Annotated in this window: 22 protein-coding genes; 13 read left to right on the top strand and 9 right to left on the bottom strand. The window is 68.3% G+C overall.

Annotated elements, in window-relative coordinates; genetic code table 11:
- Nucleotides 1–85: 85 nt before the first annotated feature.
- Genes AB0I79_RS59660 through AB0I79_RS59650 form a run of 3 tightly spaced genes read right to left on the bottom strand, consistent with a single transcriptional unit; the run spans nt 86 to nt 2,012 of the window.
- Nucleotides 86–616 (bottom strand): hypothetical protein, encoded by a 531-nt coding sequence (locus tag AB0I79_RS59660; RefSeq protein ID WP_357894444.1) that lies wholly within the window; start codon nt 614–616, stop codon nt 86–88.
- A 21-nt stretch (nt 617–637) separates the two neighbouring features.
- The gene (locus tag AB0I79_RS59655) at nt 638–1,000 is read right to left on the bottom strand and encodes a nuclear transport factor 2 family protein (RefSeq protein WP_357894441.1); all 363 of its coding nucleotides are present in this window, start codon (nt 998–1,000) and stop codon (nt 638–640) included.
- 13 nt (nt 1,001–1,013) lie between these two features.
- Complete coding sequence (locus AB0I79_RS59650) at nt 1,014–2,012, bottom strand: zinc-dependent alcohol dehydrogenase family protein (RefSeq protein ID WP_357894438.1); 999 nt, start codon at nt 2,010–2,012, stop codon at nt 1,014–1,016.
- A 105-nt stretch (nt 2,013–2,117) separates the two neighbouring features.
- On the opposite strand from AB0I79_RS59650, the gene AB0I79_RS59645 reads away from it, so the two are divergent.
- Nucleotides 2,118–2,864 carry a TetR/AcrR family transcriptional regulator gene (locus AB0I79_RS59645; RefSeq protein WP_357894435.1) on the top strand — a complete coding sequence of 249 codons (747 nt, stop codon included), beginning with the start codon at nt 2,118–2,120 and terminating at the stop codon, nt 2,862–2,864.
- Between the two features lie 144 nt (nt 2,865–3,008).
- A complete protein-coding gene (locus tag AB0I79_RS59640; RefSeq protein ID WP_357894432.1) occupies nt 3,009–3,863 on the top strand; it encodes a site-specific integrase in 855 nt (284 codons plus the stop codon).
- Between the two features lie 259 nt (nt 3,864–4,122).
- On the opposite strand, the gene AB0I79_RS59635 is transcribed toward AB0I79_RS59640, so the two are convergent.
- Nucleotides 4,123–4,407, bottom strand: a complete 285-nt coding sequence (locus AB0I79_RS59635; protein WP_357894429.1) for a hypothetical protein — start codon at nt 4,405–4,407, stop codon at nt 4,123–4,125.
- The gene (locus tag AB0I79_RS59630) at nt 4,382–5,923 is read right to left on the bottom strand and encodes a hypothetical protein (RefSeq protein WP_357894426.1); all 1,542 of its coding nucleotides are present in this window, start codon (nt 5,921–5,923) and stop codon (nt 4,382–4,384) included. The genes AB0I79_RS59635 and AB0I79_RS59630 overlap by 26 nt, the downstream gene beginning before the upstream one ends.
- Before the next feature lie 690 nt (nt 5,924–6,613).
- Between AB0I79_RS59630 and AB0I79_RS59625 the strand changes: the two genes are divergently transcribed.
- A complete protein-coding gene (locus AB0I79_RS59625; protein ID WP_357894423.1) occupies nt 6,614–6,982 on the top strand; it encodes an STAS domain-containing protein in 369 nt (122 codons plus the stop codon).
- Between the two features lie 685 nt (nt 6,983–7,667).
- On the opposite strand, the gene AB0I79_RS59620 is transcribed toward AB0I79_RS59625, so the two are convergent.
- The 3 genes from AB0I79_RS59620 to AB0I79_RS59610 form a co-directional block, all read right to left on the bottom strand.
- Nucleotides 7,668–8,006: a DUF6300 family protein gene (locus tag AB0I79_RS59620; protein ID WP_357894420.1), complete on the bottom strand. Its 339-nt coding sequence runs from the start codon at nt 8,004–8,006 to the stop codon at nt 7,668–7,670.
- Between the two features lie 187 nt (nt 8,007–8,193).
- Complete coding sequence (locus tag AB0I79_RS59615) at nt 8,194–9,093, bottom strand: aminoglycoside phosphotransferase family protein (RefSeq protein WP_357894417.1); 900 nt, start codon at nt 9,091–9,093, stop codon at nt 8,194–8,196.
- Nucleotides 9,090–10,454: a hypothetical protein gene (locus AB0I79_RS59610; RefSeq protein WP_357894414.1), complete on the bottom strand. Its 1,365-nt coding sequence runs from the start codon at nt 10,452–10,454 to the stop codon at nt 9,090–9,092. Before AB0I79_RS59610 ends, AB0I79_RS59615 begins: the two co-directional genes overlap by 4 nt.
- A 162-nt stretch (nt 10,455–10,616) precedes the next feature.
- Here AB0I79_RS59610 and AB0I79_RS59605 point away from each other — a divergent pair, with 162 nt between their 5' ends.
- The 10 genes from AB0I79_RS59605 (at nt 10,617) to AB0I79_RS59560 (ending at nt 18,235) form a co-directional block, all read left to right on the top strand.
- Nucleotides 10,617–10,988: a hypothetical protein gene (locus tag AB0I79_RS59605; protein WP_357894411.1), complete on the top strand. Its 372-nt coding sequence runs from the start codon at nt 10,617–10,619 to the stop codon at nt 10,986–10,988.
- A 9-nt stretch (nt 10,989–10,997) separates the two neighbouring features.
- The gene (locus tag AB0I79_RS59600) at nt 10,998–11,441 is read left to right on the top strand and encodes a hypothetical protein (protein WP_357894408.1); all 444 of its coding nucleotides are present in this window, start codon (nt 10,998–11,000) and stop codon (nt 11,439–11,441) included.
- Between the two features lie 249 nt (nt 11,442–11,690).
- On the top strand, nt 11,691–12,152 hold the full coding sequence (locus tag AB0I79_RS59595) for a hypothetical protein (protein WP_357894405.1): 462 nt from the start codon (nt 11,691–11,693) through the stop codon (nt 12,150–12,152).
- A gap of 325 nt (nt 12,153–12,477) precedes the next feature.
- Nucleotides 12,478–14,022, top strand: a complete 1,545-nt coding sequence (locus AB0I79_RS59590; RefSeq protein WP_357894402.1) for a radical SAM protein — start codon at nt 12,478–12,480, stop codon at nt 14,020–14,022.
- Nucleotides 14,000–14,716, top strand: a complete 717-nt coding sequence (locus tag AB0I79_RS59585) for an aspartate/glutamate racemase family protein (protein ID WP_357894399.1) — start codon at nt 14,000–14,002, stop codon at nt 14,714–14,716. The genes AB0I79_RS59590 and AB0I79_RS59585 overlap by 23 nt, the downstream gene beginning before the upstream one ends.
- Nucleotides 14,703–15,524, top strand: coding sequence for a hypothetical protein (locus tag AB0I79_RS59580; RefSeq protein WP_357894396.1), 822 nt, complete (start codon nt 14,703–14,705; stop codon nt 15,522–15,524). The genes AB0I79_RS59585 and AB0I79_RS59580 overlap by 14 nt, the downstream gene beginning before the upstream one ends.
- A gap of 19 nt (nt 15,525–15,543) precedes the next feature.
- Nucleotides 15,544–16,338, top strand: coding sequence for a carbohydrate kinase family protein (locus AB0I79_RS59575; RefSeq protein WP_357894393.1), 795 nt, complete (start codon nt 15,544–15,546; stop codon nt 16,336–16,338).
- 18 nt (nt 16,339–16,356) lie between these two features.
- Nucleotides 16,357–17,313: a nucleoside 2-deoxyribosyltransferase gene (locus AB0I79_RS59570; RefSeq protein WP_357894390.1), complete on the top strand. Its 957-nt coding sequence runs from the start codon at nt 16,357–16,359 to the stop codon at nt 17,311–17,313.
- Nucleotides 17,313–17,804, top strand: a complete 492-nt coding sequence (locus AB0I79_RS59565; protein ID WP_357894387.1) for a hypothetical protein — start codon at nt 17,313–17,315, stop codon at nt 17,802–17,804. The genes AB0I79_RS59570 and AB0I79_RS59565 overlap by 1 nt, the downstream gene beginning before the upstream one ends.
- Nucleotides 17,805–17,917: 113 nt before the next feature.
- Nucleotides 17,918–18,235, top strand: a complete 318-nt coding sequence (locus tag AB0I79_RS59560) for a MazG nucleotide pyrophosphohydrolase domain-containing protein (protein WP_357894384.1) — start codon at nt 17,918–17,920, stop codon at nt 18,233–18,235.
- 458 nt (nt 18,236–18,693) lie between these two features.
- Here the strand turns inward: AB0I79_RS59560 and AB0I79_RS59555 are convergent, their stop codons facing one another.
- Nucleotides 18,694–18,846 (bottom strand): hypothetical protein, encoded by a 153-nt coding sequence (locus AB0I79_RS59555; RefSeq protein WP_357894381.1) that lies wholly within the window; start codon nt 18,844–18,846, stop codon nt 18,694–18,696.
- Nucleotides 18,847–19,156: the final 310 nt, after the last annotated feature.

Below are 19,156 nucleotides of genomic sequence, written 5' to 3'. Positions count from 1 at the left end.
TACAAGATCCTGGCCGTTCTCCAGGTGTTGTTAGCCACCTGGAGTGGACGCTGTCCCACCTGCCATCAGCGCCCACCCTAACGAACTAACAAAGTCCTACTAGGGCTTGTGCGTGATAGGTGGCCGGGCCGGTCGGCTGGTTGGCGAAGAACGTGATCGTGAGCGAGTCCAAGGCGGCCAGGCGCAGCGGCACCGGGTCGGTGGCGAGGTCGGCCCCGGCCGGGACGGTGAAGGTGCGCTTGCCATGGACGGTCAGGTGGCGCAGCGATCCCGGTTCGATGGCGGCTCCGCGGTCCGTGCGGGCGAGGGTGGCTTGGTCGATGGTAAGCGGGATGGTGCCGTAGCGGTTGGACAGCCGGATCCGAGTGGCTTTCCCGCCAGCGCTGACCCGGACGATCTGGCGCACGGTCTGGCGGGTGAAGCCCTGCTGTGACCAGTTGGGGGCGAAGCTGGTGCTGGGACGCTGTGGCGCGGCGGTCCAGGTCGCGCTCCAGCCGGGCCCGGTGGCGGCTGAAGGCTGCCGGGCGGTGTCCGGAAATGCGGCAGCGGTGCCGGTCAGCAGGGCGCAGACGGTGATGGCCGTGACGGTCAACAGCCGTCGCGTGGCGGAGGACATGATTCTTCCCGGGTGGTTGGGTCAGCTGTTGGCGGCGTCGAAGAAGGCGTACAGGTGGCGGATGCGCCCGTCGGCGAAGACGGCGACGTCGGAGCCGGTCGCGGCGGTGGTGCCGGCTTCGGGATCGCCGAACCGCCAGAAGAAGCGGGCCTGACGATGGTGCACGTCGATCGGGGCGCTCAGGCCGAAGCGGAAACCAGGCGGGATCCCCTGCTGCAGGGCGGCGAACGCCGCATCCAGCGCGTCGTGTCCTTCGACGGCGATCTCCGGGTCGGTGTAGGTGCAGTCGGGGGTGAGGATCTCCTCGATGGTGGCGCGCCGGGAGGCGGCGTCGGTGTCGTTGATGGCCTCGATGAACCGGTGGATGAGCTCGGCGTAGTTCATGGGTTTCTCCTGGTCAGTGCCGGACGGTGACGACGATCTTGCCGACCTGGGTGTTGGATTCCATGTAGCGGTGGGCCTCGACGATGTCGGTCAGGTCGAAGGTGCGGTCAATGATCGGGGCGAGCGCTCCGGCGCGCAGGCCGTCGGTGATGAAGGTCTCGGCCCGGAGAAGCCGCTCCTCATCGGCGAACAGGTGGTAGATGGCGTAGCCGTAGACGTTGATCGGCCACCACATCGGCAGCGGGGTGGGCCGCCCGTCCAGGGAGCCGTAGACGATCAGCATGCCGTCGGGGGCCACGGCCTGCGCCAGGTCGGGCAGGTCGGGCCCGGCGACGCCGTCGAAGATCAGCCGCGCGCCGCGCTCGCCGGTGAGGGTGTGCACCTGCCCCGCCACGTTGCCGTCGTCGGCGGCGATCACGTGCTTGGCGCCTGCGGCCAGGAGCCGGTCGGTTTTGGCGCCGGCCCTGGTCACCGCGATGGGCGTGGCGCCCAGGTGGGCGGCGATCTGGACGGCGGCCAGGCCGACGCTGCTGGAGGCTGCCGTGACGACCACATCATCGCCGGGCTGCAGTCTGCCGACCTCGACCAGTGCGCCGTAGGAGGTGAACGCGGGCACCCAGATGGCCGCGCCGGTCACCGCGTCCATGTGTTCCGGACGGCGGATCAGCCGCTCGGCCGCCACGATGGCCCGGTCGGCGTAGATGCCGTGGACGGACATCCCCTCGTCGTTCGGCTTGGCCACGATGCTGACCGCTTCTCCGGCGGCGTAGCCGGTCACGCCGGGTCCGACGGCCTCCACCACACCGGCGGCCTCGGTTCCCAGGCGCGAGCCGGGCAGCACCGCGTCGTAGTAGTACCGGCCGGTGCGCAGGAACACCTCGCCCCGGTTGAGTCCGAAGGCGTCGATGCGCACCCGCACTTGGCCGGGGCCGGGTTCACCGATTTCCACGTCGGCGAGGTAGAGCACCTCGGGACCGCCGAGCTCGTCGAACAGGACTGTCCTGGCTTTCATCACGAACTCTTCTCTCAGTTACACGGATCCTGTCGCCGTTCAAAGTCAGAACGGCGTTCAAACTTGGTGCGCCGTACTCTAACGTAGCGGTGTAAGCTGTCAAGCGTGCAAGAGCAGACAGTGGGCCGGCGGGCACGGTTGCGGGCGCAGACCACCGCGGAGATCAAAGCCATCGCGCTCAAGCACCTCAGCGAGGGCGGCCCCGACGCGGTCTCGCTGCGGGCGATCGGCCGCGAGATGGGCATGAGCGGCAGCGCCATCTACAGCTACTTCGACACCCGCGACGCGTTGATCACCACGCTGATCAACGACATCTACACCTCGCTGCTGGACCAGGCGGAAACCGCACGCGACGCCGTCGCCCCCGACGACATCGCCGGCCGGATCCTGGCCTGGGGGCAGGCCCTACGCGTCTGGTCGCTGGCCAACCCCGAAGGCTTCCGGCTCATCTACGGCGATCCGGTCGCCGGCTACCACGCGCCGACCGGAGGACCGGCCCCCGAGGCCGCCAAACGTGCCTGCTTGGGACTTACCGAACTGGCCGCCGCCGCCTGGCCGCACGCGAAAGCCACCCAGGCATCCACTGACCACCAGTGGTCGGACTTCTCACCCGGCCTGGCCGACACCATCCGCGAACACTTCCCCGACCTGCCCCCGGCTGCCGTTGCCCTCGCCCTGCGCATGTGGGGCCGCATGCACGGCCTGATCTCCCTGGAGGTCTACGGCCATCTCGCCACGCAGACCGGCGACCCCGCCAAGCTCTACCACGCCGAACTGCTCGACCTGCTCAGATCCCTAGGGCTCGACGTGGAGCATGCGCGCCGCGCGAGGACGCCGCACTCCTCGGCCTGAACCTTTGGACGATGTGCCGCACAAGGAGATGTGGCACGCCACAGATAACGCCCTATTATCTGTGGGATCACTGATCGCGACCTGCGGCAATGAAGGCCAGCCGCTACGTGAAGCGGCTCTGTTATCTGCGGCAAGGAGGACGCCGTGCCCGCCGTGACGCCGCTGTCGGCCGCCCAGCGCTTGACGGTCCGCACCGCGGCCGACGCCTTCCTCGACACTCTGCCCAACCCCAACACTATGCGCGCCTACGCCGCAGGCGTCGGCAAGATCGCGCAATGGCTCGGCGAGCACCGCCCGCTCACAGCGATCGCCGACGACGAGATCGGCGAGGCCCTGGAAGCGCTGTGGGGAAGCGCGGCGGTCAACACCTGGAACGCCCGCCGCGCCGCCGTACTGTCCTGGCTGGCCTGGTGCCACGATCGCGGCCACGCCGCCCCGGCCGTGCCCGCCTGGGCCAAGCGACTGGCCGCACCCGACAGCCAGACCCCCGCCCGCTCCACGACCGCAATCGACCGACTGATCACCCGCCGCGACGTCGGCCTTCGGGAGAAGATCCTCTACCGCCTCCTGTTCGAGACCGCCGCCCGGGCCGAGGAAATCCTCACCCTCAACATCGAGGACCTGGACCTGACCGCCCGCCAGGCGCGAGTCAAGGCCAAGGGCGCCCGCGCCAAGACCCGCCGCCGCGGCCAGGCACGCGAGGACTTCGTGCTGGAAACCGTCTACTGGGACGCCGGCGCCGCCCGACTGCTACCCCGCCTGCTCAAAGGCCGAACCCGCGGCCCAGTCTTCGTCACCCACCGCCGCCCCGGCCCCGGCAAGGTCATCGGCCCCCGCGACGTCTGCCCCGACACAGGCCTGGCCCGCCTGGCCTACGGCCAAGCCCGCGCCCTGCTGGACGAGCACACCGCGCTGAACGGTCCCGGCACCGGGTGGGACCTGCACGAATTCCGCCACTCGGCGTTAACCCATCTCGGCGAGGCGGCGCGAGCCTGCTGATGCTGATGGCCAAATCCCGGCACAAGAAACCGGAGAACCTGCGGCGCTACTTCAAGCCCTCCCCAGACGCCATCGCCGAGCTCACCAGCCTGCTCGCCCCTCGAACCAGTGGCTGACCTACCTCGACTCGCTCTACCAAGATCGTGATTGTGGGTTTTGGCTTACCTTGGCTGAACCCCTGGCATGACCCCCCGACAACGCCAGCAGCCGAGCGCTCCCGCCCGTCGTCGGGCTGCGTGGTAGCTGGTTCGGTAGTCGATCACAGCAAGAGACCTGCCGCAGTGCAGGGCGAAGTCAGGATCTCGACTGTGGCCGCCGACATCTGCTCGCCACACAACACCACCGCGCCAGCGGCCCACAGGGCGTCGGCCAGCAGCGGATCAGTGGGTCGCTGCCAGGCGGCAAGTTCGGCGACGGTCACAGCGTCCCAGAAAAGAAAGTGCGCGGCGTATACCTGGTCGTGGGGGCCGGCGACCGCGTCGACCGCCTCGCGGCGAGCGGATCTCCAGCGCTGGTCGTCAATGCTGATGCGAGTGGTGAGCAAAGAGTCCAGGCGGGCGCGGGGCAGCCGTGCTGCGGTGGTCAGCAGGTGTCGTGCGGCGGGAGTGTGTGGTCCGTACACGGTGTCCACGGTGACCAGTGTGGGGAGCAAGACCTGTTTCCACGGCCCGGTCAGCAGCACCAGGTCGGCGGCCTCCTGCTCGTTCTGCTCCTTGGCGCTGGTGTGCAGGGCGTCGGAGCGGTGTTTCGGGCCGATGGTCTGGATAAGCGAAACCGGGTGCGGCGGCCACGCCGAGGACGGCGTCGAACAGCGCGAGCGCGCCGGTGACGCGATCATCAGCGGTCGCCGCGCCGACGAACGGCGCGGCGAGCCTGTGCTCCAAACCGATCATGGAGTGTGCCGGTGCGGGAACCGCGAACACATCGCACCAACGTTCCCAGCGGTTGGCCACCCAGTCCGCGGCCCGGGAGGTTCCCAGGCGGGCGATAACGCGGGCGCGTGCTTCGGCGCGGGCCTTGGCATTGGTACGCGCCGCGATTGCCAGTTGGTGCTGCTGGGTCAAGGTGAGAGTGACGGCGGTGAGGTCGAGCCGACGAAGCTGCTGGTCTTGGGTGAAGCTGACCGGCAGCATGATTTCCCCGTCCGCGGGCAGGCCCGGGTGTACCCTCACCGGCAGGGAGAGTGGATCGCGGGCTTCGGCGGCCGTTGCCACCTTCGGGTCCGCGTCGGACAAGAGCCGGCGTTGTAGCTCCGCGGGTGCCCAGCGGGAATGGGCGACCGCCGCGCGCACGGCCGGGTCGGGGTCCTCGGCCAGGCCAGCCCACACGAAGGAGGGCGTGAAGTAGGACCGCCGGTCAGTGGCCTTGGGCGGAGCAGTCGGCAGGTGGTAGGTCACGACCTGCTCGGCGGTGACGGCGATGCGCTCGAACTCCACTGCGGCGCCAGCCGCCGCCGCGAACGCCATGACGTCCTCGGCGAGCGAATGGAACAGATGTTCACCGCTAGGGTCATAGTCGCCCAGGTGAAGGATGCAGGTTTTGGGACCGCCTGCCGCCGCTCGGACGGCCGCGTCGTGCTTGCCGGCCAGGCCGTCGAACCCGCCCCCGGAGAAGCAGGAGATGCCGAACTCCTGGCCGATCCGCACCAGCTGAGGGACCATGCCGGCGGTCTCGCACCACAGCTCCAGCCGGACAGGCTGGCCCGCCTGCCGGTCAACGCGGTAGTCGTCGGCTGCTCTCGCCACGGCCGTCCAGAAGTTGTGCGGATCGGTGAAGGAGGGCGGGGCCTGCACGGCGATCTGGGTGTCGTCGCGGATCACGTCCCAGTCGATGCGGCCGGAGCGGCGGGCCATGCCGACGTACTCGCACATCCGTTTGTAGTCACGTTCAGACTTGGCCAGCACGCCGTCGCTCAGCAGGACGTAGAACAACTGCCTCAAGGAGACGGGCAGGTGATCGCGATAACGGTCGAGCACGGCGTCGACGGCTGTCAGGATCCGGAGTGTTTCCCGCTTGGGCCGCCAGTGCGGCTGCGGCCCGCGGGGGCGCTTGTTCGGCATCGCAAGCCTCCCTGTCCCCAACTCCAGAGTCCGCCCTGGTGTCCTTTTCCTCAAGAAGGCGGGAAGCTGCCGCTGACCTGCCTGTTTAGCTGGTGGGCGCGATGCTTATCTGGGTTGTCAAGCGTTCTGGCTGGTCAGCCGCTTGATGAGGTCAGTAAGCCACGTTAGGCAAGCAGGTGGGCCGCGGCCGCCGCGCCGGTGGATCGGTGAGGTCCGTCAGCCTGGCTGATGCGCGCGAGTCGGAACATGGGCTTCACGTGAAGATCATGTGCGTGACGATGGGGATCGAGGGCCGTAGCTCTGTCGGAGTCTCAACCGGGGGATCCTTCGGATGTTCACTACCTGCAATCAGTTGACTACTGGTATGTAGATGATGTGCGGCTGACTGCGGGAGGGGGAGTCAGTCTCGTGCGGGGCGGCATGGGCGACTGGACCTTCGCTCACGCGTTGGGCGCCCATGTCGTCCCCGCGGCGATTCGCTGATTGTGATCGGACGAATACAGGTATGTAAGGGGTGGGGGCGGGTTCGGATTCGGGGGGAGCCGAACCCGTGACAGGCGCGGGCGTCTGACTGAGCTGACGACGGACGCCCGCGCTCCCATGTCCTGCGGCCCAACCGGCGGTTTGGGCCCCCGGCAATCACATGATCGACGCGAATCCGGGCAGTGTGGGTCACGTGAGGTGATTCCGATGGAGGACCGCGGCCAAAGCCAGGACGGACTGGCAATCGGAATGTGGTACTCGGACGTGTGCCCGGTGATCGGCCTGCAGGGCGAGCTGCAGGCAGCAACGGTCGACGGATTCTTCGACCAGATGGGACGCGTCCTGGCCGACCGGCCTGACGTGGTCGTGGTGGACCTGTCGCGGGTGGCGTTCTGCGACTTCGACGGCGTGGCCGCGCTGGTCGGCGCGTATCGGCGAGCGCGACAGCTTGGAGCCCTGCTGGTGCTGGCCGGGGCGCAGGGCAGATGCGCTCAGATCTTGCACCGCACTGGCGTGGACCAGATCCTGCGTCCCGTTCCCGTCGAGGCCGAAGCGGCCGCGGCGATGCTGGCCTGACCTGCGGGAGCCGGAGGTCGCTCCCCCCGGCCCCTGGCTCCCGCAACCCATCGTCGAGTAAACTCGCACCAGGCAAAGGACCTTGGCGTGCCGGGCAAAGATCCGCTCTGGTCGGCGTGGAACGGCCGGACCGGGGCCGGGACGAATCTAGGCTCAGGCCAGTGAACCCATCGATAACGCCTGGCAGGCGGCTCGCGGAGCCATCGCAGTGATCACCGTCATCGTCTTCGCCCTGGCAGCGGTCTGCGCCGCGGAAGTCGTGCTGGGCCTGGTGCTGCTCGGCTGGGCTGCCGTCGAGCTCGGCTCCTTCCTGCGCCGGCACCCGGACGGCGCTGCGGGTGGCCTGCGCGAGCTGGCGACAAGCGCCCGGCACATTTGGCCTGCCGCCAGAGCGGCGTCGCAGCTTGCTGGTCGGCGCACCATCCGGCGTCGGCCAGGGCGGTGGGTTCTTCGGGCCGGCCGGTCGTCGGCCCGTGACGCATATGCCGCCGCAGTGGGTGGGCGGGTACGCCGGGATGGTCCAAGCGTGCCGCGTCGCAGAGCCGGTAGGTCCACCACAAGCCGCCCTCGCGCGGCGCGGCGGGAACGGGTTCGAGGGTGAGGCGGTCGTCGGCCGGAACCGAAGACGATCATCCGGAGTTGTTTGCCGCGCGTGCTGCTCAACAGGATCTGTCCCTGGCGCGGGTCACAGACCTGCGTCCTTTCCGGATGGTGGCCCCTGCAGCGGCAACCCAAGCGGGCCGGCGCTCAGCACGTCGATCAGGCACGCCGCCCACAGTTGTTTGGCCTGATCCATGTCCGCCTCGGTGAGCTGGTCGGCGTCGGCCAGCTTGCCGGAGGCGAGAAGGTTCAGCCAGGCGGCCCGGGCCGGACGATTCTGATCACAGGTACGGCACAGCTCAGCCAGGCCGCGCCCCCACCGGCTCATGTCCACCAGCATGGTCACGCGTTGCCCACAGCGCGAGCACGCCGGTAACTCGTCGCTCTCGACGGTGCGCATGTTGACCCTGGGCTGATTGTTCATCGTTGGACGGTAACACCGTGGTGGGCGGTTTGAGGAGGTCTGACTGCCCTCCAAGGCACTGGCGGCAGGTCCGGCTGTCCACCCGTTCCTCAACCCCCAGATCATCCGGGCAGGGTGTGCATGCGAAGATGACCTGTGTTCACCGGCGTGTCGCGGATCGTTGCCGAGAGTTGATCAGACAGGCAGGTCAGGGCACGGGCGTCCAACGCCACGGGCGCGGCCCCCGCTGGCCGCGCAGACACGCCAGCCTCAGTTCCATCTCGTCGCGCCGCGCGGGATTCTCGGCTGCGACCTGGGCGGCCATGCACGTCATCCGAAACTCGCGGATGTCCCGCAACGTCTCGAACCCGGCCCATGCGGTGACGTCGTTCCCGTACGCCTTGACGAAGGTGCCGTAGTCCTCGGCTGTGATGCCAGCAATGCTGAACGCCTTCACGGCCGTGGAGGTCAGGTCCCACTCCGGCGGCCCGATCGAGCAGCGCTCCAAGTCGAGCAGCACCACCTGGCCGTCGTCGGTGGAGACCACGTTGCCGATCCACGCGTCGCCGTGCACGACGCTCTCGGGCAGGCCCGGAGGCAGCTCCGCGTACCGGGCTTGCAGCTCGGCCAGGTGGCCGCGCATCCACGCCCTAGCCGCCTCGTCGAGCATCGCCGCCCGGGCGATGCGTTCGGCGAGCCGCACGAACGGGTCGAGGCGGCCGATGTCGAACGCGGTCGGTGGCCGAAGGTCGTGCAGGCGGCGCAACGCGGTTGCCACCTGCAGCGCCGTTCCGTGCCGGTGGGCAGGCAGCTCCCGCCACCACGTGACCGCACGCCCGTCCACCTCGATGGGCTGGTCAACGCCGGGCCATACCTTCACGGCGGGCACGTCGTTCGCCTCCAACCACCTGGCCACCGCCACTTCCCGCAGCGCCGCAGCGGCCTGGCCGGCGCGTGCGACGCGGGCGATGATCCCACCCGGGAGCCGGAAGAGGGCGTTCTCGCTGAGCCGGACCAACTCGGCCCCGGCAGGATCGAGCCCGGCGCGGCGGCTGGCCGCGCCGAGCACCGACCGCGCCGCCGCCTCGCTGTTGGACGTCTGCATCATCCCTGGACCGCCGCCCGGATGCGGTGCCGCAGTTCGGCCACCGAGGTCTGCTGAGCGTGGGGGCGGGCGAATCGGGAGAGCTCCCGCATGTCGTCCTGGGCGCGGCGGGACCGGACGGTGCCAGCGTCAGTGACCGCGCGCCGGCCGATGGCGGCGGCCTCTTCGGGGTCGCCGGCCGCCATGGTGAGGGAGGCGAGCTTGATGCCGCTGATCGCTCGGGACCGCACGTAGGCGGCGGTGTGCCCTTCCACCGCGGCCGCCAGCCTGGTGGATGCCTCTGAGACGTATTTGGCGTTGACCGCTTCGTCGATGACCTTTCCGTCGATCACCTTGCCCAGGGACCGGCCGTCGATCGCCAGGTCGAACACTGCGTGCCCGGTGTCCCCCTGGTGCTGGGCGGCGTCGTAGTACCGCATCCACGGTTTCTCCTCGCTGGGGTGGATGCGGTTGAACTCCTTGTCGGCCTCGTTGACGGCGTCCCAGGTCTCCGGCACGCGGCCGAGTTTGGCGAACGCGCGCGCCTGGGCGGACCGGAGCATGGCCCGCTCGCCGGCGGTGAGCCGGTCGGCTCGCACGAGAGCGAATTCCACGAGCGTGAGCCCGTTGTCGGCGTCTCCGACCCAGATGGCTTGCCGTGCCATGCTGGAGAGCACCTTGGCCCGCAGGTGCCAGTCGTTCGCCTCCTCGGCGCAGGTGAGCGCGAGGGCGAACATCTTTCGGGCGTCGTCGTGGGCGTAGGCGTCGAACGCCATGAACGCGGCCGCGTGCGCGAGCCACCCGACTGCGGAGTACAGCGGATCGTGCAGCTTGGTCGGGCACCGGGCTTGCTTGAGCAGGCTGACCGCGAAACGCAGTTGCCCGTTGACCGCCTCCCGGACCAGGCACCCGCCGTAGGTGTGATCCCACGTGGTGAAGACGTTGGCGATGTTGCGTAGTTCGGCGATGTCGGAGGCGTGGACGGCGGCGGGCGGGCTGATGGTCTGGCCAGGCATGGCGAGCTCGGCGAGGGGGACCGCCGCGGCGACCCCCATCGCGGTGCGGATGAACTGCTTACGATCCACATCTGCCACGGTAGCGGCCGGTTTGCGGCGCCGTGGGCGGGCAAATCCGAGGTCCTTGTCCTCATCTGCCCCGCAAATGGTGCGCAGCGCCTCCCGGTAGTCGGCGTTGGGCCAGCGCACGAGGCCGCGTTCGAGCTTGCCGATGTAGTTGGCCGTCAGGCCGCCCTCGCGCTTCTTCTCGTTCAGGATCCAGGCGTTGACCAGGTCCGCGAGGTCCTGCCGTGACGCGGACTCCCCGGGCGCTGACGGCGACGGTACCCGCTCGCGCGCTCGCTGCAGCAGCACGTTGGGTTCCGCCATGGCGCACCTCCTCGCGGGCATCGTCGCACAACAGGGCATCGGCAGGCCCGGTGAATCTGCCCCCAATCTGCCCTTGAGTGCCCTACTGAATGGCGTTCCCAAGCGCTCGACGCCGCTCCAAGGTGGAGGGGACCCTTCACCGCATGTGAGGAGCGGCACACGATGCAGGCTCTTGACGCGGATCTTCACCAGCTCCGCGCCCGCCCCGCCGGCGTCCCGGTGCTCCCCGGCGCGTCGACCTGGCTCACCCTCCTCGTGTCCATCGACCGGGGGAAAACATGGCAGGCAAGCGGCACGCTCAACCTGCCCACCGCGCGGTACGACGCTGCCGCGCGCCTGTTCCTCATAACCGCGATGACCACCGCGGCCGAGGATCACGACTCAGGCGTGGTGTGGCAGGCGCTCGCATGGCCCGCCAGCGAAGGCGAACAATGCCCGCCCTCCACGCCGCCCGTCGTATCGCTCCGCAGCGACGGCGAACCGCCCAGCTCGAACGCCCCGAATCAACTTCCGCCCCCCCTGACTTCTGCTTGAGGCTTCCCCATGACGACCGACGTACCTGCCAGCCCCATCCCCGGCAACAAGCCCACGGCGGCCAGCCCGGCGGGCTCAAGCCGCCGCAGGCCACGCCGCCGCTGCGACGACCCGGCGGCGCACCGGGCGTACGACGCCGGGTTGGGCGGCGAGGATCGCGCCAAAGAGGTGTTGAGCGACGAGAAGGCCAAGGTCCTGGCCGCGCAGTTGCAGAAGTCGTGGGGCAGCCGCTGGCAGGTGATGTGGGATCCCTGGGGCTGCAAGTTCCGAGCGGCCCCGGCCTACGCCGTGCACATCAACACCCCGGTAGAGGGTCGCAGCCTTCGCGAGCTGTGGCGGGCCGTTCTCGACGTCGACCAGGAGCTGTCGCTCGCGATGGCCGAGACCGTTTTGGCGAACCCGCCCACACTCGTCCACGTACCCCCCGGCTTCCTGCAGGAAGTGTTCGGGTGAACAAGCGAGACGTGGCAGGGCAGGCAGCCCCGCGCGCAGGCGGGGAAGCTACGCCACGTCTTGGCGCGGCCCGACTCGCCGATGGGGATGTTCCCCTTGTCGGCCGCGCACTACGGCGCGGGCTTATCCAACCATCGGAATCCATTCGCTCCTGGCCCGTGCCGCCCACCACTCGCAGCCCACGCCGGAGCCCCTGTCCAGCGTGGGCTGCGAGCTCCACCAGCGGCAACCAACCGAAGATCGCCACCGATGGACGCCTTCCTCATGGCCGCGCTCGCCGCGGCTATCTGTTTGCCAACCGCAGCCCAGCGCCCGCAGAAGAAGCATGTTCACCAGTTACCGCTCGATCGCCGGCGCCACCCGAATCGAGCGGGGAGACAGCAGATGAACCAGCGAGTCAGCCGCTCGCGACGACCTAACACGCAGACGGGCGACACGTTCGTATGGACACCGTATGCCCCCTCCGGCGGAATTCTCCGGGTCCGGCACACCTCGTGCTGCGGCCGGTACGAGCTCGCGTCCGAGGGCGGCCAGTTCTTCGTGCTGCGTCAGGCGGAGAACGGCGGCTACGAGGAGACCGGCCGAGGCCGCACTCACCGCAGCGCCGTCCGGACGTACGTCGCCCTGGTGATCGAGCATCGCCGCGAGCACGTCACCCGCGAGGAGCCGCTGGAGCCCGATCCGTACGTGAACGAGATGGATACGGGCTGATGCACGAGCGCCCCGAGAACCATTCCTCAGCCGTGGGTGGCGAACCCCTCGCTTCTTGCCTGAATTTTCTCCTCGCCCTTCTTTCATGCAGCAACCCGATTTCCCTGCACAGGTTCGTTCGCCGAGCTGTACCGGCGTAAGTAGCAGGCGGCCCGGCTCTTACCGATGCCTGCCCCGCGCCCCGCGGCTGCTGGGGAAGTGGCTCGCGACACATCCAGAGTGTCCCGGATGGAGCCGACCGCGGGCGCACTGGGAAGACCTACCAGTGAGCGAGAACCAAGAGCAGTCGAGCCCCCACAAGGGCACGTTGACGATTGGAGTGCACATGAGCACGACATCGCGCACCACCCTGCTGATCTTGGACTGCTACACCGTCGAACCCTCCGGCCTGGGGGTTCCGCCGTACCTGTCCACCTACGCCCGAGCCGCCTACGGTGCGCTGCGCACGGCGCAACCGCGCGCCCGCATCGCCTACCTCACCATCGATGACGTCCGCTGGTGCCTGAACGGCGGCCAGCCGTATGAGCGGCCTCCGCTGTCAGACCGGCTGACCTACTCGGCCACAGTCAACCGGGAGGATGCGCTGCGCCTGCTCGGCGACGCCGCCCTCACTGTGGTGATCGCCGGGGATGCCGTGCCTTCGGTGCATCTGCAGGCACAAAACGGCTCGGTCGAAGAGATCGCACGAGCCCTGGCCTGCACGCGCGGCCGTCGCGTCCTGCTCGGTCCGCTGGCCACCTACGCGCTGGCCGACCCGGCCGCCTACGGCGGGCTGTTCGACGCCGTCCACACGCACACACTCACCTCGGCCGACATCACCGCCGGGACCCGGCAGGCAGCCCCGTACGAGCGACTGGCCGCCGACCGCGTCGACTACCGAGACCTGGTCGACCAGTTGTGCTGGACGCCGGTCGCCGAGATCGAGCTGTATCGGGGTTGTACCCGGCGCCGCTTCTGCGACTTCTGCAACGAGCCCGTCAAAGCCCCGGTCGTGGACTTCCGGCCGGTCGAGGACGTCCTGGCCGAGGTGGCCATCCTGCACGCCGCCGGGGTACGACACTTCAGGCTCGGGCAGCAGACCTGCTTCTTCTCCTACCTGAACCGCGACGCCGGAGCCATCGAGAAGCTGCTGGCCGGCATCCGGGAGGCCGCTGCCCCCGACCTGGTGACACTGCACATCGACAACGCCGACCCGCTCGCCGTCGCCTCACCGGCAGGGGCGAAGATCGCCCGCCTGGTCGCCGCATACTGCACCGAGGGCAACTGCGCGCCGATGGGCATCGAGTCCTTCGACCTGGAGGTCATCAAGCGCAACACCCTCACCTGCACGCCCGACATCCTCCTCCGGGCCGTCGAGCACGTGAACCAGGCGGGCGCTCACGTCGGTTCCGGCGGGCTGAGCATCCTGCTGCCCGGCCTCAACCTGATCTACGGCCTACCAGGCGAGACGCACCGCACCCACTATGAGAACCTCGCGGGCCTGGTGCGCATCCTGGATGCCGGGCTGCTGTGCCACCGCATCAACGTCCGGCAGGCCCGTGCCTACCCCGGCACGCCACTGGCCGCGATACAGGAGCAGGAGGCGCTGCCTTCGGCCGAGCACTTCACGAGCTGGAAGGCCGACATCGACCACGTCTTCGACCAGCCGATGAAGCAGCGGGTCTATCCCAGGGGCCGCAAGATCCCCGGCCTGCACTCCTTCTTCGTCACCACCCGGGGCACCTGGCATCGGCGCCTCGGCTCCTACCCTATCCAGGTCGTGGAACGTGACGCCGTGCGCCCGCTGTATGAGGTCGCCGACATGACCGTCACCGCCCATGCGCCCCGCTACATCTACGGAGAACGGGATGACGCTCCAACAGGCCTCTGACCGCCGCCGCGCCTCTCCGCAGCCTTCCGTGTCGCACGTTGGGGTGCTGGTGCCCTGGGCCAACGCGGTCGTCGAGGCCGAGCTGCCGGAGTGGGGCCGCGGGCGGACGGTGTGGCACTATGCCCGTCTGGTGCCCGCGCACGGCGGTACGGCGCTGGATGAGGATTTCCTGTCCGGGCTGATCGAAGCCGTCCCAGGGGCGCTCTACCAGCTTTCCCGGCTATCGCTCGACCGGGTCTACCTGGCGTGCACGTCGGCGGCCTTCACCCAGCTCGGCCGCCTGGCCGAAGTCACGGCCGGTTCGCGGGTGCGCGTGGTCAGTGCGTTCGAGGCGATCGTGGCGCAGCTCCGGGAGTGCGGCGCGCGGAGGATCGCGTTGGTGACGCCGTACCCGAGCGAGGTCACGGAGGTCGAGGTCATCCAGTTCGCCGAGCGGGGCGTCCTTGTCACGGGCTCGGCGAGCCTCGGCCTGGCCGATGGGTACGCCGAAGTCACTCTCAATCAACAGGCTGCGCTCGTGAGTCAGTTGGGAAAGGAGGCAGTACGGCAAGCGGACGCGATTGTACTGTCCTGTACGGGCTGGCCCACCCGGGCCGCCATCAAGATGCTGCGGTGTCGGGTGGGACGGCTCGTGACCTCCTCGAACGCCGCCATCGCCCTGCACGCCCTCGGGAGCGCCCGTGAACCTCACTGATGAGATATCCGAACTCGCCCCCCGCCTTTACGGCCTGGTTTCGGTCGTCAGCGCGCAGGAGGAGGTGAAGGCGGCGGTCGAGGCCAACCACGACAACAACCAGTGGTGGCCCCTGCACGTGGACGACTGGCGGATACGGATGCTCGTGGCTGGATGGAGCACCCGGGTGTCCTACGCCATGGTGGACGTCTACGCCGAGGTGGTGAAGAAGGCCGATGCCTATGGCTGGGACGCCCTCATCGGCTTCCAGGACTCCGAGGTCGTCGAGCTCGTTCGCCCGCTCGGCTTGGTGGACGCCCGCGTCCGTTACCTGCGCTCGCTGGAGACCTTCGTCGCCGCCTCGGAGGTTCGCGGCCGGCGCCCGCTCGCCATGCCGGTTGGCGAGTTCATCGAGGATTTCGTCGCCGAGGTGAACGGCGCCTCCTACAAGGTCGCCCAGTGCGCCGCCCTCTACGCCCGTGGCTACCACTGCGGCATCATCCCGGTGGATTCCGGCATGGTCGGCAAGCTCGCTCCGCTTCTCGGCATCCAGGTGGGCGGTGGGACGTTCGCCCACGAGCGGATGCGGCTCCTGCTGGAGGCTTGTGCTGCCGCCGATGCCTCCCGCTACCGGGATCTCGTCACCGCACGCGGATACCGGGTCACGATTCCCGACCAGGTAACGCCCAGGTGGTGGCTGCACCTGGTCCTGATCTACTTCAAGCGCCTGTTCCTCAACCCTCCGGCCAGCCCGAGAGTGTGCGCCAACAGGCCCGTCTGCTCGGCCGTCCTCGATTGCGACCATTCACCCCGCCGGCGACGGAGGTAGCCAGGTGCCCTGTCTCGGCGTGATCGGCAACATCTCGATCGACACCACCCGGTACTCCGATGGCCGCACGTACACCCTGGTGGGCGGGGCTGCGTTATACGTCGCCCTGGCTGCCGCCCGAGCGGGGACGACCGTCCGCCCCGTCGCGGTCATCGGCGCTGATCTGCAACGTCTATATGTTCGCCCTTGGCCCGAGAGGCTCGACCTGTCCCATGTGGCCAGCGTTGCAGACGCATCCTGCCGGTTCGACATCGCCTACGACACGGATGGCGAGGTCGTCGGACTGACCGCCGCATACGGCTCGGCCGCAGCCCTCACAGCTCACGCGCTGGCCGTACTGAACCGATCAGACTGCGACCACTGGCACGTGTGCTGCCGCCGTCCCTTGAACGTTGGACAGGTCCTGGAGCGGCTGGTGATGGCGGGGCATGCGTTCAGCCTGGACTTCCACGTTGCCTCCGCCACCGAGCAGATCAGCGCAGCCAAGGCGGGCTTGCCGCACGCCGAGGTGGTGTTCGTCAACGCGGCCGAATACCGGCTCCTGGACGGCCTAGTCGCGGTGAACGAGCTGGCCACCGTGGTCGTCTCCGACGGGCCCGGCACGGTAATTCTGATGCGCCACGGTCGCGCGATCAGCACCGAATCACCGCAAGGCGGTCCAGTGGCGGAGGTGACCGGCGCCGGAGACACCCTCGCCGGCACCTTCCTCGCCAAAGTCCTCCAGGGCGCTGCGGAACAGGAAGCGCTGGCGTCGGCCGTGACTGCGGCCACCCACCAGGCTCGTGACCCAGGTCTGCCTTACGAACCCCCGTAATCGCAGGGAGGCTCCACTGTGGTGCTCTATTACGTGGCCCACCGTCTGTTCGCCGCCCATGACCGCGCGTTGGCTGCCTACGTCGCGCGCCACCTCGCCCGCCGCTTCGGGCCAGAGGCCGTGTTCCTTCCCTTCTGCGACACCGACGAGGAGAACCTCGACCACCCCTGCAAGGGCCGACGCCTGTTCGAGCTGGACAGCGAGCGCCTGGCCCGGATCGACGCCATGGTCGCCATCTTGCACGGGCCGAGCCTCGACGATGGCGTCTGCATGGAGATCGGTTACGCCGCCGGTCGAGGCGTTCCCGTCCTCGCTGTCACCACCGACTTCCAGGTCTACGGCCCCACCGCGGACACCGCGCTACGTTTGCCGTTCCCTGACCCGCTCCTCCAGCACGTGGTGAGCCGAGTCATCTCCGTGCCCCAACTCGGTCCCCCAGGCGGCGAGGATGGTCGATTCGAGCGCTTCCTCGCCCAGAACCTTCACGCCATCGCACGAGCGGCAACCGAGGTAGTCGACGCTCTGACAGGCTGGCTCACGCCCAGTCCGGCCATGCCGCATCCCAGCATCAACGGCCAGCGGTTGGCCTATCTGGAGCCGTCCCCGTACGGAGGTGACGGCTGGACGGCTCGGGTCTGTGACGGTCTCCGCGCCCACGGCTTCGCCACCCACCGCGCCGGGCGGTTCACCAACGCTGCGGCGGATCCGACCCTGATGGCCATTGAAGATTGGACTGCCCTGGCACATGCGAGCCTGGCCGTGGTGGACATCCGCGGGCCTGAAACACCTCCCGGCGCGGCGTTGGTCATCGGGGCGTGCGCGGCCACCGGCCGTCCCGTCTTCGCCCCCGAGCCCGGCTGCTGGTGGACGTTCGCTCATGGCCGCGAGCCCAACTACCGCAACCTCATGATCCAGTATGGCCTGACCAGCACCTTCAGCGATCTTGACGAACTCGCCAAGCACCTGGAGGTCTGATGGCAGCCGACCTCGCGATGTGGGCCGACCGCTATGAGGTAATCGTCCTGGAGGGCTGCGACGGGGTGGGCAAGACGACCTACGCCGTGGCGCTCGCCACCGGATATGGCTTTCAGCGGGTGCATGCCGATCGCACTCCCGAGGGAATGGATCTTTTCCAGCGCCACCAGGCCATCCTGGCCCTGGCCGGGCGCCTGGTTCTGGATCGCAGTTTCATCAGCGAACTGGTCTACGGCCCGCTGCTGCACGGCCGTTGCCGCCTTACCTCGTCGCAGACTGCCGAGTTGCTGGGCATGGTGGCCACCCGCCGAGGTGTCCTCATCCACCTGACCGCCAAGCCGGAACAGATCCATACCCGTCTTCTCGCTCGCGACGGGACGGCACCCACCCTCGACGAGCTTCGCGTGCTCATCGCCCGATATTTCGCGGTGTTCTCTGACCTGGCCCGATATACGGAAGTCCTCACCGTGGACAACGAACAAGCGGCCTGACGCGAGGTATAAGACAAGCCGTTCGCCTGACCCGCGAAACGATGGCCGATAGGCTCACAGCCGTCCGCCGTCCTCAGGGAGCGCATGAGGCTCCACGGCCACAGGAGAATCGGGTGCACCTCCGAGACGTCCAGAAGCGGGCCTGGGAGAACAAGCTGGCCAAGGGGTTCAACACCACCGACATGCCCCTGGAGTTCGCCCTCGCCCACGGTGAGTTGTCCGAAGCCTTCGAGGCGGCCCGCAAGCACCCTGAGACTCTTGGCGAGGAACTCGCCGACGTTCTGATTTTCCTGACCAGCATCGCAGAGATGTCCGGCATCGACCTCGACGCGGCCGTCGAAGCCAAGATGGCAAAGAACGAGGCCCGCCGCTACACGCGCGGCGCACACGGAGCATTGATCAAGGTGAACGACCAGCCCCAGCACGGCTGAGCGCAGCCGCCGATGCGAACGCTGCACACGCGAAGCATAGGTGTCGATGGTGCGCTCCACGTCCACGCTGAGTGACGCCCCCATGTGTCGAGCTCGTCGTTCGCAGGATCGCCATATCCGGGAAACCCAAGCGAACTAGCTGGTCAGCCACTTGGTCGCTAAGCCACGTAAGACAAGTCGGCTGGCTGCGGCCGAGTGGATCAAGGACCCGTAAGCGCGAAGATGCAGTGGTTGCGTGCCGGGCGGCCTGGCCCCGGCCAATACCGCATGACCGTGACACCCGGCGGCCGGGAGGTGTGGCTCACATGACGCCGTGCAACGGCAGCAGACCCACTCTGCCTCACCACGCACAGTGAGTCGGCGATCCTGCACCTGCAGCTCGGCCACGTGCGCCGGCGAGCACGCGGTGATGGGACGGCGGCGATGGTTATCTAGGGTTGTTGGACCCTTCCAGCAGGTCAGAGGATGATGATCTCTTCTTTCACGTAGGCCAAGTTGACGGTCTCCATGATCGCGTTCGCGGTGCCCTCGCTGCGATAGCGCACCGCAGCGCTCGGTTTGCGTGATCGCGACGGCATCGGCTCGTCCACCAGCCAGCGCATCATCGCCATCAGCTGCGGAAGGCTCGGGCTCGACCAGTCCAGCCCAGACCTCGGCAGTAGGACAAGTACAAGGCGATCCGGCCCGCGTACGTCTTCTCGGTGTTGAACGCCCGGCCCGATGGTTATCTAGGGTTGTCGGACCCTTCCGGCAGGTCAGAGGATGATGATCACTTCTTTCACGTAGGCCAAGTTGGCAGAGCTCAGCTCTGATTTTGCTGGTGAGTAGTAGCAGCGTTTGTCAGCGCCAGGCCCTGATCTCCTCGGCCAGCCCTCTGAGGGACTCGAGCGGGTGCTCGACTTCGATCCACGGCGGGGTGAG

It is taken from the genome of Nonomuraea sp. NPDC050202 (assembly GCF_040656115.1).
Lineage (GTDB): Bacteria > Actinomycetota > Actinomycetes > Streptosporangiales > Streptosporangiaceae > Nonomuraea.
This window is presented reverse-complemented; position numbering and strand designations above follow the sequence as displayed.

What these genes read in the sequence shown, in the direction of transcription:
- AB0I79_RS59600 (WP_357894408.1), top strand. Translation starts at nt 10,998, where the DNA reads ATGACGACCGACGTACCTGCCAGCCCCATCCCCGGCAACAAGCCCACG.
- AB0I79_RS59585 (WP_357894399.1), top strand. Translation starts at nt 14,000, where the DNA reads ATGACGCTCCAACAGGCCTCTGACCGCCGCCGCGCCTCTCCGCAGCCT.
- AB0I79_RS59620 (WP_357894420.1), bottom strand. Translation starts at nt 8,006, where the DNA reads ATGAACAATCAGCCCAGGGTCAACATGCGCACCGTCGAGAGCGACGAG.
- AB0I79_RS59555 (WP_357894381.1), bottom strand. Translation starts at nt 18,846, where the DNA reads ATGGCGATGATGCGCTGGCTGGTGGACGAGCCGATGCCGTCGCGATCA.
- AB0I79_RS59565 (WP_357894387.1), top strand. Translation starts at nt 17,313, where the DNA reads ATGGCAGCCGACCTCGCGATGTGGGCCGACCGCTATGAGGTAATCGTC.
- AB0I79_RS59655 (WP_357894441.1), bottom strand. Translation starts at nt 1,000, where the DNA reads ATGAACTACGCCGAGCTCATCCACCGGTTCATCGAGGCCATCAACGAC.
- AB0I79_RS59610 (WP_357894414.1), bottom strand. Translation starts at nt 10,454, where the DNA reads ATGGCGGAACCCAACGTGCTGCTGCAGCGAGCGCGCGAGCGGGTACCG.
- AB0I79_RS59650 (WP_357894438.1), bottom strand. Translation starts at nt 2,012, where the DNA reads ATGAAAGCCAGGACAGTCCTGTTCGACGAGCTCGGCGGTCCCGAGGTG.
- AB0I79_RS59660 (WP_357894444.1), bottom strand. Translation starts at nt 616, where the DNA reads ATGTCCTCCGCCACGCGACGGCTGTTGACCGTCACGGCCATCACCGTC.
- AB0I79_RS59595 (WP_357894405.1), top strand. Translation starts at nt 11,691, where the DNA reads ATGGACGCCTTCCTCATGGCCGCGCTCGCCGCGGCTATCTGTTTGCCA.
- AB0I79_RS59615 (WP_357894417.1), bottom strand. Translation starts at nt 9,093, where the DNA reads ATGATGCAGACGTCCAACAGCGAGGCGGCGGCGCGGTCGGTGCTCGGC.
- AB0I79_RS59625 (WP_357894423.1), top strand. Translation starts at nt 6,614, where the DNA reads ATGGAGGACCGCGGCCAAAGCCAGGACGGACTGGCAATCGGAATGTGG.
- AB0I79_RS59590 (WP_357894402.1), top strand. Translation starts at nt 12,478, where the DNA reads ATGAGCACGACATCGCGCACCACCCTGCTGATCTTGGACTGCTACACC.
- AB0I79_RS59630 (WP_357894426.1), bottom strand. Translation starts at nt 5,923, where the DNA reads ATGCCGAACAAGCGCCCCCGCGGGCCGCAGCCGCACTGGCGGCCCAAG.
- AB0I79_RS59605 (WP_357894411.1), top strand. Translation starts at nt 10,617, where the DNA reads ATGCAGGCTCTTGACGCGGATCTTCACCAGCTCCGCGCCCGCCCCGCC.